The sequence below is a fragment of the Amycolatopsis sp. CFH S0740 genome, from assembly GCF_004522315.1.
Classification (GTDB): Bacteria; Actinomycetota; Actinomycetes; order Mycobacteriales; family Pseudonocardiaceae; genus Amycolatopsis; species Amycolatopsis nivea.
In genome coordinates this window covers 173,684-185,374 of record NZ_SDLS01000020.1, presented here as the reverse complement: position 1 = coordinate 185,374, position 11,691 = coordinate 173,684, and the positions used below count along the sequence as shown (strand labels likewise).

Sequence of the window (11,691 nt, the reverse complement as noted above, 5' to 3'; positions counted from 1 at the left end):
CCTCAACACTCAGCGGATCAAGCGACAGCGGCTTCTCGGCGGCCTGATCAACGAATACGAACGAGCCGCGTAAAGCCGCTGGTGAGCACCGGTGAGCGACTTTTGGAACCCCACAGGCTACGAGAGCGCGACGGATGCCGAGACTGGTCTCGGTCGTGTCCGGGACTTGCTCGCGATCGCGGAGGAGGACGACGAGGAGACGCTGCGCAAGATCGGCGACCTTGTCGCGGCGGCGATCGCGCAGAAGCAGCCGTTGCCGGAGGTGGAGCCGGTGCGGCGGCTCGTGCGGGCGGCCGCACCAGCGCTGGAGCATCCGTTCATGGACGAGGTGTTCGATGCGTTCCTGGTGTTGAAGAAGCGCACGGTGAGCCGGAACATGTACCGCTCTTACGAGTCGCACGTGCGGCTTTATCTTCGGCCGCATCTGGGGAAGATCCGCCGGGATCGGTTGCGAGTGGCGCATCTGGACGCGATGTTCGAGGCGATCGTGGACCACAACGAGGTAATCGCGGAGTACCGCGCCAGCGGCGACCCGCGCAAGATCGCTGCGGTGAAGTGGCAGCGGCCGGTCGGGCCGTCGTCGCTGCACCGGATCAGGGAGTCGTTGCGGGCGATGCTGAGTCCTGCGGTGAATGAGGGGTTGTTGCTGATGAATGTGGCGAAGCTGGTGGAGTTGCCTCCGGCGGTGCGGCCGCGGCCGAAGCTGTGGACGCCAGAGCGCGTCGCGCTGTGGCGGGAGACAGGAGAGGTTCCGTATCCGGTGATGGTGTGGACGGGGGAGCAGACGGGGGAGTTTCTCGATTCGGCGGTGAATCATCCGCTGTATCCGTTGTTCCATCTGATTGCGTACACCGGGCTGCGGCGGGGCGAGTCGTGCGGGNTGAATCATCCGCTGTATCCGTTGTTCCATCTGATTGCGTACACCGGGCTGCGGCGGGGCGAGTCGTGCGGGCAGCGTCGTTCGGACACGTTCCTGGACGCGGCGAGTCTGGAGGTGGCGAACCAGATCGTCCAGTACGGGTGGGAAACGGGGCAGAGCAAGCCCAAGACCCCGTCGTCGGAGGGGGTTGTCGCGCTGGACCCGGACACGGTGCTGGTACTGCGGGCGCACCTGGCCAGTCAGGACGAGGCGAAGGCGAGGCTCGGCAGCGACTGGGTGGAGAGCGACTTGCTCTTCACCTGCCCTGACGGCAGTCCGCTGCATCCAGCGGACGTCGCGGACGAGTTCGCTCGCCTGATTCAGGCCGCGGATCTGCCGCCGATCACGCTGCACGGGCTGCGGCACGGAGCGGCGACCCTGGCTCTGGCCGCGGGCGTGGACATCAAGGTGATCCAGCACATGCTCCGGCATTCCTCGATCAAGGTGACGATGGACCTCTACACGAACGTCGCCCAGGAACTTCTTGCCGAAGCCTCGCGGAAACTCGCTGGCGCGATCCCGCGGAAGAGGGCGCTGCACCGGGCTCGCGCTCTCGGGCTCCCCTCGGGCTCGCAGGAGACCACAATGGACAGACAGCAGCCGGAAGAATCTCGTCCAGACAGCACAAATCCCCAGGTCGAAAACTTCTCGAACCTGGGGAGTGAGGGTGCGCCATCAGGGACTCGAACCCCGAACCCGCTGGTTAAGAGTCGTTTTGATCAAGGTTCGGGCGGTGTCGCGTGATGCCGCGCAGGGTCGTTTTCCTCGGCGCGGGGTGTCGCCGGTGTCGGGTGGTGTCGTGGTTTGTCGTCGAGTTTCTGCGCGCTCGGGCTCCCCTCGGGCTCGCAAGTGCCGGGCTCTGCCGACCGGTCCACCACGCTCAGCTTGGCGGTTTTCGCCGGTGCTCGGTCGTGTGGCGGGGGCGCTGTCGTGATGGGCGGGCAGCGGGACCGGGTTGCCCCGAACCTTGCCCTGTGGGTGCAGTGCGGCTGTACGGATCTGGTGGCGGTCGGTGCGGCGTATGCGTCGTATCGCCACGGTCGGGAGTTCGCTCTGCGGTTCGGTGCTGATGTGTCGACTGCGTCGATTTGGCCGTTGTTGGTGGACGGGTTGTTGGCGATCGCGACGGTGGAGTTGTGGAAGCGGCGCCGGGCTGGCCGGGAGCGTGGCCGGTGGGTGGCGTGGTCGGCGTTCGTGTTCGGGATCGGGCTGTCGTAGTTGGCGAACGTGGGGTCGGCTTCGGCGCTGAGCCCGTTGCAGGTGGTGGTCGCGGCGTGCCCGCCGGTGGCGTTGCTGTTCACGGTCGAGCTGCCGAACCGGGCGTTGAAGCAGCACGGCACCGAGACTTGCTCCGAGACCGTGTCTGTGCGAGATAGCGATGGCCGGACCGTCTCGTCGGCCCAGCGAGATGGGGTTCGACGGCCCGGGGCGAGTGGAAGGGCTGACGGCCGAGCAGTACATGTGGGCGTACTACGTGCAGCAGGTCGCTGCGGGGCGGTCTCTGAGCGGGGCGGAGCTGGACCGGGTGGCCGGCACGCACAACTACGCCCGGAGAGCGGCGCGATGAGAGATCCGGTCCTAGTGCGTCTCGGTGCCCTCGGCGGAGCATCGCTGACATTCCTCAAGGATCTGGTGTCCGCTACGGCAACTCACCTTCTCGTCAGGCCGACAACTCCCCTGGTGTCCTGGGCCTGCCCCAAGGGGTACCTGCGCCGAGCAGATGGGGTGAGGGCCGGGCTCAACCGGCGCGTCGTGATGGTGCCCCTGCTGCCGGAAGATCCGGCCGGCGATCAGGCGCGGCCCAGTTGGCGCGTCACGGAACCGCGTTTGCCATCAGTGTGTCGGAGAACGACAGCGGCGGTGATCGTCGCTGAACGCGGTTAGGGTGTCGGTCATGGCAGGGACCGCGGCTGTCGAAGCGATCGGTCAGGTCACGCGTTATCTGGACCTGGCCGGGGTGTTCGCGTGTGCGATTCTGGGCGGTGCGGTCGCGCGTGCCGAGCAGCTGGATCTGTTCGGCTATCTGGTCGTCGGCACGGTGTCCGGGCTGGGCGGCGGGGTCATCCGGGACACGCTGCTGCAGCATGGCCCGCCGGTCGCGTTGACGGATTACGCGTATTTGCCGACGGCGATGGCCGGTGCCCTGCTGTCGTTTGTCATGACGATCAGCGAGAGCTCGTGGAATCGGGTGTTCACTGCGCTGGACGCTGCTGTTGTCGGGTTGTGGGCAGTGACCGGAGCGCAGAAAACGCTGGCTGCCGGCCTGGGCTGGCTTCCGGCGATCCTGCTCGGGACGACGACTGCAGTGGGCGGCGGCGCATTGCGCGACATCATGCTGCGCCGCGTACCGGCAGTGCTGGGCCGAAACGGCCTGTACGCGACGGTCGCGGTTGCCGTGGCGTCGGTCATGGTCGTTTGCTCGGAGCTGGGCGCTCCGCTGGTCGGGGTGGTCAGCGGCGTCGTGGGTGCCTTGGCGTTCCGGGGTGTTGCGCTCGCATTCGACTGGAACTTGCCTTCGGGCCTCGAATGGCACCCCCGAGCGCGGCTGCGCGAGGGTCGGCGCAGCCGGCCACGCCCGCCGGAAGAAGGAGGAGCTTGATCATGGAAGCCGTGGTTCGCGCAGTTCTTGCGCCGCTGGAGGAAATTCGCTCAGGGATCGAGGAGCTGTACCGGGATCTGCACGCGCATCCCGAGCTCGGGCTGCGCGAGCACCGTACGGCGGCGGCGGTCGCGCAGCGGCTGGGCGCAAGCGGTTACGAAGTGACGGAGGGGATCGGCGGCACCGGAGTGGTGGGCGTGCTGGTCAACGGGCCGGGTCCGACGGTGATGCTGCGCGCGGACATGGACGCGCTGCCGGTGGAGGAACGGACCGGCCTGTCGTATGCCTCGCAGGTCGTCGCGGCCGGGCCGGACGGCGTGGAGGGGCCGGTCATGCACGCGTGCGGGCACGACGTGCACGTGGCCTGCCTGGTCGGTTTCGCCGAGTTGATGACGCGCGGGGCCAGGGAGTGGCAGGGCACGGTGATGGTGTTGTTTCAGCCGTCGGAGGAGAACGGTGACGGCGCGGACGCGATGATCGCCGACGGCTTGACCGAGCGCGTGCCGAAGCCGGACGTGGTGCTGGCCCAGCACGTCCTGCCGTATCCAGCGGGGTATGTCGGTACTCGTGCTGGCTCGTTTCTGTCGGCGGCGGACAGCCTCCGGGTCACGTTGCACGGGCGCGGCGCGCACGGTTCCGCGCCGCAGGCGGCGATCGATCCGGTTGTGATGGCGGCGATGGCGGTGGTGCGGTTGCAGACGATCGTGTCGCGCGAACTGGCGGCCACCACGCCGGCGGTCGTCACGGTGGGCAAGATCCAGGCGGGTAGCGGTCCGAACGTCATCCCGGACCGGGCGGAGCTGGAGCTGAACGTGCGTACCTACGACCAGTCGTCGCGGGAGCAGGTGCTTGCTGCGGTCGAACGGATCGTGCGCGCGGAAGCTCAGGCCGCGGGTGCGCCGCGCGAGCCGGAATTCGTACGGCTGGCGACGTTCCCGCCGACGGTGAACGACGAGGAACCGACGCGGAGGGTGGCGGATGCGTTCGCCGGAGCGTTCGGCGCAGACGCGCATACGATCGACTTGCAGACCGCGAGCGAGGACATGAGCCAGATTCCGCAGGCGTTCGGGGTCCCGTTCACCTATTGGGGAATCGGCGGGATCGACCCGGGCCGCTACGCTGAGGCGGAGCGTGGGGGGACGCTTGCCCGAGATGTCCCGGTCAACCACAGTCCGGAATTCGCGCCGGTGCTGCAGCCGACGCTCGACACCGGCGTCAAGGCCCTCACCGTCGCCGCTCTCTCGTGGCTGGCCGCCGGGCAGCCGGCTCGCGAATGAATCGCGCAGCCATCCGGTGCGAAGCGGCCGACGTCTTGAGGTGCGCCGCAAGTCAGATCGGTGCAGCTGAGCTGCCCGCCGCGCGGTGCGCAACGGCGGGCAGCTCGTCGGCCGGCCGAACGCAGGGGTCAGCGGACGCTGCCAGACCCGCCCTGCTGGCACTGCGCGGCTGGTTCGTCGCCGGGCGTCATCGTCGGATGATGTTGTGTTCCGGTCCGTACGGGAAGCCGGTGATGTCTTCGGCACCGGAGTCGGTCACCACCATGATGTCGTGCTCCCGGTAGCCGCCGGCGCCCGGCTCGCCTTCCGGGATCGTGATCATCGGTTCCATCGAGACGACCATGCCCGGTCGCAGCGCGGTGTCGATGTCTTCGCGGAGTTCGAGTCCTGCCTCGCGTCCGTAGTAGTGGCACAGCACGCCGAAGGAGTGCCCGTAGCCGAAGGTCCGGTTGGGCAGCAGGCCGTGCTCGGCGTAGACCTCGTTGAGTTCGGCGGCGATGTCGCGGCATACCGCCCCGGGTTTGATCAGTTCGAGCCCGCGCCGGTGCACCTCGGTGTTGATCTGCCAGTAGCGCAGCGCTTCGGAGCTCGGCTCGCCGTAGAACAGGGTCCGTTCCAGCGCCGTGTAGTAGCCGGCGATCATCGGGAAGCAGTTCAGCGAAAGGATGTCGCCGTCCTGGACGCGTCGTGTCGTAGGCCAGTTGTGGGCTCCGTCGGTGTTGATGCCGGACTGGAACCACACCCAGGTGTCCCGGAGTTCGGCGTGTGGGAAGGTTTCCGCGATCTCGTGCACCATCGCCTGGGTGCCGGCTAGCGCGACTTCGTATTCCGGGACGCCGGCGCGCACGGCCTCGACGACCGCTGCACCGCCGAGATCGGCGATCCGCGCGCCGTGTGCGATGAGCTCGATTTCCTCGCGCGACTTGACCATGCGCTGGCTCATCGCCGCGGCGGCGACGTCGACCAGTTCGACTCCGGGCAGGGCATCGGACACCTGTGCCTTCAGGGTTGGCGGGATGTGGTCGTCCTCGAGGCCGAGCCGGCCCCGGGTGAAGCCGGCGCGCTCGAGCGCGGTGGTCACCGCGTGCGGGAAGTTGTCGCGGCGCCAGTCGGTGTAGACGATGTTGTCGCCGAAACTGCGCCGCCAGGGCTGTCCGGCGTCGATGTTCGCGGAGACGCTGATATGGCCGTCGACGGTGATGATCAGCCCGTAGTTGCGGCCGAACGCGGTATACAGGAAGTCGCTGTAGTAATTGATGTTGTGGTAGCTGGTGAACAGCACTGCGTCGATGTCGGACTCGGCCATGTGCTTGCGGAGCAGGGTGATCCGTCGGTCCATCTCGTTGGCGGAAAACGTCGGGGTGACCTTGGCGCCGTTGCGGATTTCTTTCAGACGTTCGGTCATCGTGTCGCCTCGTTTCTGTGCGGTCGGGATCTTCGGGTCAGCTGTGCGGACTGGCGCGGTCACGCCGGTCGGCTCGGCCGGTGCTTGATCGGCTGGGGACGGTCGGGCGCTGCCGGGGGAGTGCGCTGGATGTGCAGCTGCGGGATGTGCGACACGTCGAACCGGGTGTGAGTGATCGTTTCGGTGCACACCCGCTCGGCGTGCTCGGCGATCTCCTCCAGCGGCGCGACCCACATTCCGGGCAGGGCCTTGACGGTCTCGATCAGCTCCTCCAGGGCCGCCGCCCGAGAGGGGCGTCCGGAGAGGAAGGGATGGTTGGTCAGGACGAAACAGCCGCCCTCCCGGTGCTGCGCGACGGCCTCGAGCGACCACATCTCGCTGACTTTGGCGGGGCTTTCGATGACGCCGCTCCCGGTCCAGCCCGGGTAGAAGGCGTACTGCTCCCAGTCGTCGAGGGCCCAGTCGACGGGGATCTCGATGAGCGTGCCGGGTTCGTCCGGGGTGACGAGGAACCGGTAGGGCGCATCGCCGTCGAGCAGGCTGGAGTCGTAACGGAAACCGCGTTGCCGCAGCAGTTCCGCGGAGTGCCAGTTCAGTTCCCACCACGGCGCGCGGTATCCGGTCGGGCGGACCCCGGCGATCCGGTCCAGCGCGTCGAGCCCCCGGTCGAGGTAACCGGCCTCGGTTTCGGCGTCGATGTTGCGCATTTGTTCGTGCAGGTAGCCATGATGGCCGATCTCGTGTCCGCCGTCGGCGATGGCGCGCACCACGTCCGGGTAGCATTCGGCGGTGAAGCCCGGCACGAAGAACGTCGCGCGCACCTCCTGCCGGTCCAGGATCCGCAGCAGCCGGGCGACTCCGACTCGCGCGCCGTAGCTTTGATGGGACATCAGCGACATTCGGCTGGTCGCCGTCGGGTCGTGGGCGAGAAGGCAGGATTCGGCGTCGACGTCGAAGGTGAACGCTGCGGCCGCGGTGCGTCCCGGGGGCCAGTCGAACAGCCGGAATCCTTTGGGCGGAACAGCATTCGTCATGCGTGTGGCCTCCTCGTGGCGATGCGTCTGAAGCGGACGATGGTGTTCGGCGCGACTGATGGGTCACTTGCCTGTCGGCGGCTCGGCCGATGCGCTGGCCGGCTGGGCGGAAGTCGTGACCGACGCCGCCGCGAGGGACTGCCGGTGCGCCTTCGGCGCCAGGACTGTGTAGAGGGCGGCCGCGACGGCACCGCCGGCGAGCCAGGACAGGTCCACCCCACCGAGGGCGGCAGCCACCGGCCCCTGCAATGCGGGAGTGCTGCCGTACATGAACAACCAGGTCGCGACCATGCTGGTCACGAAGGCCGCGATGGTTGCCCAGTTGATGTCCGGAAGCCGCTTGCCGCCCACCGGGTCGAACAACCGTTCCGTATGCGCGGCATTGCGTTCCAGCCGGAAGTAGTGCACGAGCATGATGCCGCCCCAGGCCGCGATCCAGGCGACGATTCCGGAAAGCCAGGTGTCCAGCACGGTCGCGATGCTGGATTGGAAGACGAAGAAGATGACCGCGAGGAAGGCGAACACTCCGACGAACACGCTGAGTTTGCGTCGGTCGACCTTCACGTCCATCGCCTGCGCGGCGACGGTGAAGGTGTAGATGTTGAGGATGTTGGTCGCGATCGGCCCGTGGATCACCAGAAACAGCACGGGCAGCGCGAGCCGGCCGTAGTTGTCGACGATCAGCTTGCCGGGGTCGATCTGTCCGCTGGCGGTGGCGAGACTGGCCCCGAGCACGCCTAGCCAGACGACCGGGACGAACTGGCCGAGCACGCTTGCCAGGTAGAGCCTGCGCCGGGGCACTGTGCGGCTGACGAAACGGGAGTAGTCCGCAGCATAAGTGAACCAGGTGATTCCCCAGCCGATTCCGATCGCCGTCATGACGCCGGTCATCGCGGCCAGGCGGGCGCCGCCGGTCAGCACGTGCCCCGGGGCGCCGGCGTAGGACCAGTTGACGTGCAGGTGGGTCCAGGCGACCACGGACATCGCGATCAGGACGAGCAGGGTCGGCGGCACCGTCCACCGTTCGAACGCCGCGATGACGCGGTAGCCGAGCCACGCGATCGCCACCTGCACCGCCATGATCAGGCCGGCGACCACGATGCGGGCGACGATATTGGGCGCCGCGGGGTCGACCAGCCCGAGCTTGCCGAGCAGCGCCATGACCAGATCGAGGATGATCCATGTGTTCACCGCGCACCAGCCGACCGCGAGGCACGCCTGGACGGCCGCCGGAAGATAGTTGCCGCGACGGCCGAAGGCGGCCCGTCCGAGGATCATCGCGGTGGCTCCGGTGCGCTGCCCGAGCAGCACGAACAGGCCGAACAGCGCCATCCCGACCAGATTGCCGGCGACCAGCACGATCAGCGTGTCGCGCAGGCCGAGGCCGAGGCCGATGCCGAGCGCGCCGAGCACCCAGTTGATCGGAGCGATGTTCGCTCCGGCCCAGATCCAGAACTGGCCGGACACTCTGCTGGTGCGGGCCGTCTCCGGGATCGGCTGCAGCACCTGTTCGAGCTCAGCGATGCTGGCATCGGGCTGAGTGTTCTTCATCTGATCGCCTCCAGTGGACTGCCGGTCCCTCGGAAGACAGAGTGATCCGGGTCACCGTCGCGGTCTATGGTCATTGTGTAAGCAGTTCGACCGTTAAGGAGTGACAGAATGACGCTCTCGCTGCGGGAGGTGTTGTCGAGCCCGGCCCTGTCCCGAGCGACACCGGTCGTCCGCGCCGGCCAGGACGCGCTCGACCGGCCCGTTCGCTGGGTGCACTCCAGCGAGGTCCTGGAGATCGCCCACCTGCTGCGCGGCGGCGAATTGCTGTTGACCGGCGGCGTGGTCCTCGCCGCAGCGGACGGAGACGGCCGGCGCCGTTACGCGCGGGAGCTCGCCGCGCGCGGCATCGCCGGGCTTGCCATCGAAACCGGTGCCGAGTTGCCGGCCATACCTGAGGAACTGCTCCACGAGGCCGCCGCCTTGGGGCTGCCGGTGATCGAACTGCGCCAGGTGGTGCCGTTCGTCGGCGTCACCGAAGAGATCAACGGCATGCTGGTCAACGAATCGGTGCGCGGATTGCGGGCAGCCGATGCCCTCTCCCATCTGTTGTCCCAGGTGCTGGCGGATGGGGGCGGGCCGCGGGAACTGATGGCCGCGCTCGGCGACGCCACTGCCTGCGAGATCAGCCTGCTCGACCTGGCCGGCCGGACCCTGGGCTCGACAACCGGCCCGTCCGGGTACCGCGCCGACGCCGATGCGGCATCGGAGGTCCCGATCTCCGTGCACGGGATGAGCGTCGCCCGGCTGGTCGTGGTTCCGGACGCCGAGACCGACCCGGTCGTCGTCCGCGCGGCCCTCGAGCGGGCGCCGCAGATCCTGGCGCTGGCACTGGCCCGATCCGGTGCGGTGACCGCGGAAGACCGCGCTGTTCGCGAACTCCTGCGCTCGGTGCGCGCAGCCGATACGAGGCCGGAGCACATCGCTGTACTCGCGCATGCTGCCGGGGTTCCGGAAACATCGTGTGCGGTGGGGGTCTCGGCGACCGGCGACGGCGATCTGCCCGCGCTCGGCGCGCTCGACTCCGTCCTGCGCCAGCACGGCCGGCAGGTGCTGGCGACTGTGGAGGACGGGACGTTGTCCGGTCTCGTCGTGCTACCGACCGCGTCCGCGGAGACGCAGCGCCGGGCGCTCATCGCCGACCTGACCGGCACCGGCCGGCTCGGGCGGCTCCGGGTCGGCGTCGGCCCCTCCGCCCGTGCGGCAGCCCGATTCCCGCACACGCTCGCCGAGGCCGAGCGCAGCGTGGAAATCGCCGACGAATTACTGTGGCCGCAACGGGTTCTGGACACGGCGGCGATCGGAGTCGAGCTGCTGGCGCACCGCATCGGATCCGCGTCGGTGCTCGGCGATTTCATCGAGGACCACCTCGGCCCGGTCCTCGCGCTGGGCGCGCCGCGCGCCGCGGTCCTGCTCGAGACACTCGCGACCTACTTCGCCGCCGGCTGCCAGAAGACGGAGACCGCTCGCCGGCTCAATCTGCAGCGACAAGCGCTCTACCAGAGGTTGGCAAGGGCTTTCTCAGCTCTCGGCGGCGACCCGACCGGCACGCCGCGAGCGGTCGGGGTGCACCTCGCGGCTCGGCTCTACCTCGGCGGTCGGGCCGACACCGGCGGGCCGTCGGCCCGCCCCCGACTCTCGTTGTGACCGGCCCGGCAGAACCTGCCGGATCAAGGATCGCGGGTGCCCCGCCCGCGGTGTGCTGGTGCGCACGCGCGATCGAGGAATCGATCGACAGCCGCTGGGCGAGTTCCGGGCAGTCGTCGATGCCGTGGCTGGAGCGCACCACGTCGAACATCCGCTGAAACCTACCGTCGACAGAGAACCTGTGGCGTCGTTTCCCGACGGATCTGCCACGGCCCGAAATCTACGAGCAGGTCAGGCGATCGCGCTCAGGTCCGGAACCGCCGCGCGATCCCTTCCCGGATCAGCGCGGGAAATGAAGTCGACCGTTGTCGGGATGGCCACGGCCGTACGACCGTCCAGGGAGATTCCTCCCTCTTTACCGATCGTCGCGGTGCCCCTGCGCACGCCGTTGACATCGACGACGTAGGTGCCGGGTGCTGGCAGTTTCTCCGGGGCACAGCGACATTCAGGCTTGCCGCACACACTCGCGCGGTGGGGGCGGCCGAGAACCCGTGCTGCGCCGCGTACGTCGCCCTTGCCGAGGAGTTCCCGGACCCGTGTCGACGAGCAGCCCGGGCGCAGCTCGACCTCGTGCGCTGCGAAGCCGTGACAGGCGCCGAGGTCTTTGAGCCGCGCGATGTCTCCTGCCCCTCGGTGTCCGAAGCGAAAGCGGGCACCGACGAGGACGGCGCGCGCCGACAGGGCCTTGTCGAATACAGCCGCGGCGAAATCTTCGGGCGAGGTCTGTGCCATGACCTGGTCGAACGGGAGGACCAGGACAGCCGCACACCCCAGGTCGGTCGCCAGCGCTGCCCGGCGTTCCAGGGTCGTGAGCAGCGAGGTGTCCCGCCGCTGCCCGACGACTGATGCCGGATGCGGATCGAACGTCGTGAGGACTACCGGCAGCCCGCTCTGCCGTCCCAGGCTGACCGCCCGCTCGATCAGCCGGGCATGACCTCGGTGGACACCGTCGAACACGCCCATGGTGACGACGGTCGGGCCGCAATCTTCGGGGACGGAGTCCAGACCGATCCAGGTCGGGCTGGACTGTGCGGGACCCGGCCACGCCTCCGCGCGGGCCGGACGGCTGTCTCTTGGGCGAGCTTTGATCGGCACGGCTGCCTCCTGGGCAGATCAACGCAGCGTCGGTTCGAGGACGAGGTGGCGCAGATTCGATACGTCTCGGCGTCAGGCGGAATTGACAAGCGGCGAGGCTTCACTGCGCGGGAACTCCGCTGCCGCCGCTGCCGCCGCGCACCGCTGGTGCCCCGCATCGACAACCG

Annotated in this window: 11 protein-coding genes; 7 read left to right on the top strand and 4 right to left on the bottom strand. The window is 68.4% G+C overall.

Going from position 1 to position 11,691, the window contains the following annotated elements:
• Positions 1 to 91 precede the first annotated feature (91 nt).
• From EIZ45_RS29705 to EIZ45_RS29690, 5 genes are all read left to right on the top strand, one after another.
• Positions 92 to 1,663 (top strand): tyrosine-type recombinase/integrase, encoded by a 1,572-nt coding sequence (locus EIZ45_RS29705; protein ID WP_134736089.1) that lies wholly within the window; start codon positions 92 to 94, stop codon positions 1,661 to 1,663.
• 189 nt (positions 1,664 to 1,852) lie between these two features.
• Entirely contained in the window at positions 1,853 to 2,137 is a 285-nt protein-coding gene (locus EIZ45_RS47010; protein WP_240692041.1) for a DUF2637 domain-containing protein, read from the top strand.
• Between the two features lie 160 nt (positions 2,138 to 2,297).
• Complete coding sequence (locus EIZ45_RS47005; RefSeq protein ID WP_240690821.1) at positions 2,298 to 2,486, top strand: hypothetical protein; 189 nt, start codon at positions 2,298 to 2,300, stop codon at positions 2,484 to 2,486.
• Between the two features lie 327 nt (positions 2,487 to 2,813).
• On the top strand, positions 2,814 to 3,518 hold the full coding sequence (locus EIZ45_RS29695) for a trimeric intracellular cation channel family protein (protein WP_134667195.1): 705 nt from the start codon (positions 2,814 to 2,816) through the stop codon (positions 3,516 to 3,518).
• A gap of 2 nt (positions 3,519 to 3,520) precedes the next feature.
• Positions 3,521 to 4,795, top strand: a complete 1,275-nt coding sequence (locus tag EIZ45_RS29690; RefSeq protein ID WP_134667193.1) for an amidohydrolase — start codon at positions 3,521 to 3,523, stop codon at positions 4,793 to 4,795.
• Positions 4,796 to 4,982: 187 nt separating this feature from the next.
• Here the strand turns inward: EIZ45_RS29690 and EIZ45_RS29685 are convergent, their stop codons facing one another.
• The 3 genes from EIZ45_RS29685 to EIZ45_RS29675 form a co-directional block, all read right to left on the bottom strand.
• Positions 4,983 to 6,200: a M24 family metallopeptidase gene (locus EIZ45_RS29685; protein ID WP_134667191.1), complete on the bottom strand. Its 1,218-nt coding sequence runs from the start codon at positions 6,198 to 6,200 to the stop codon at positions 4,983 to 4,985.
• A 59-nt stretch (positions 6,201 to 6,259) separates the two neighbouring features.
• Positions 6,260 to 7,234 carry a polysaccharide deacetylase gene (locus EIZ45_RS29680; protein ID WP_134667189.1) on the bottom strand — a complete coding sequence of 325 codons (975 nt, stop codon included), beginning with the start codon at positions 7,232 to 7,234 and terminating at the stop codon, positions 6,260 to 6,262.
• Positions 7,235 to 7,297: 63 nt separating this feature from the next.
• Entirely contained in the window at positions 7,298 to 8,785 is a 1,488-nt protein-coding gene (locus EIZ45_RS29675; RefSeq protein WP_134667187.1) for a cytosine permease, read from the bottom strand.
• A 108-nt stretch (positions 8,786 to 8,893) separates the two neighbouring features.
• On the opposite strand from EIZ45_RS29675, the gene EIZ45_RS29670 reads away from it, so the two are divergent.
• Positions 8,894 to 10,429 (top strand): PucR family transcriptional regulator, encoded by a 1,536-nt coding sequence (locus EIZ45_RS29670; protein ID WP_134667185.1) that lies wholly within the window; start codon positions 8,894 to 8,896, stop codon positions 10,427 to 10,429.
• Entirely contained in the window at positions 10,426 to 10,587 is a 162-nt protein-coding gene (locus EIZ45_RS46250; RefSeq protein ID WP_167756592.1) for a hypothetical protein, read from the top strand. The genes EIZ45_RS29670 and EIZ45_RS46250 overlap by 4 nt, the downstream gene beginning before the upstream one ends.
• A 73-nt stretch (positions 10,588 to 10,660) precedes the next feature.
• Here the strand turns inward: EIZ45_RS46250 and EIZ45_RS29665 are convergent, their stop codons facing one another.
• Positions 10,661 to 11,434, bottom strand: a complete 774-nt coding sequence (locus tag EIZ45_RS29665; RefSeq protein ID WP_281377400.1) for an adenylyltransferase/cytidyltransferase family protein — start codon at positions 11,432 to 11,434, stop codon at positions 10,661 to 10,663.
• Between the last annotated feature and the right edge of the window lie 257 nt (positions 11,435 to 11,691).

Coding starts and splice junctions, on each gene's coding strand:
- EIZ45_RS47010 (WP_240692041.1), top strand. CDS start 1,853: ATGGGCGGGCAGCGGGACCGGGTTGCCCCGAACCTTGCCCTGTGGGTG.
- EIZ45_RS47005 (WP_240690821.1), top strand. CDS start 2,298: ATGGCCGGACCGTCTCGTCGGCCCAGCGAGATGGGGTTCGACGGCCCG.
- EIZ45_RS29695 (WP_134667195.1), top strand. CDS start 2,814: ATGGCAGGGACCGCGGCTGTCGAAGCGATCGGTCAGGTCACGCGTTAT.
- EIZ45_RS29690 (WP_134667193.1), top strand. CDS start 3,521: ATGGAAGCCGTGGTTCGCGCAGTTCTTGCGCCGCTGGAGGAAATTCGC.
- EIZ45_RS29685 (WP_134667191.1), bottom strand. CDS start 6,200: ATGACCGAACGTCTGAAAGAAATCCGCAACGGCGCCAAGGTCACCCCG.
- EIZ45_RS29680 (WP_134667189.1), bottom strand. CDS start 7,234: ATGACGAATGCTGTTCCGCCCAAAGGATTCCGGCTGTTCGACTGGCCC.
- EIZ45_RS29675 (WP_134667187.1), bottom strand. CDS start 8,785: ATGAAGAACACTCAGCCCGATGCCAGCATCGCTGAGCTCGAACAGGTG.
- EIZ45_RS29670 (WP_134667185.1), top strand. CDS start 8,894: ATGACGCTCTCGCTGCGGGAGGTGTTGTCGAGCCCGGCCCTGTCCCGA.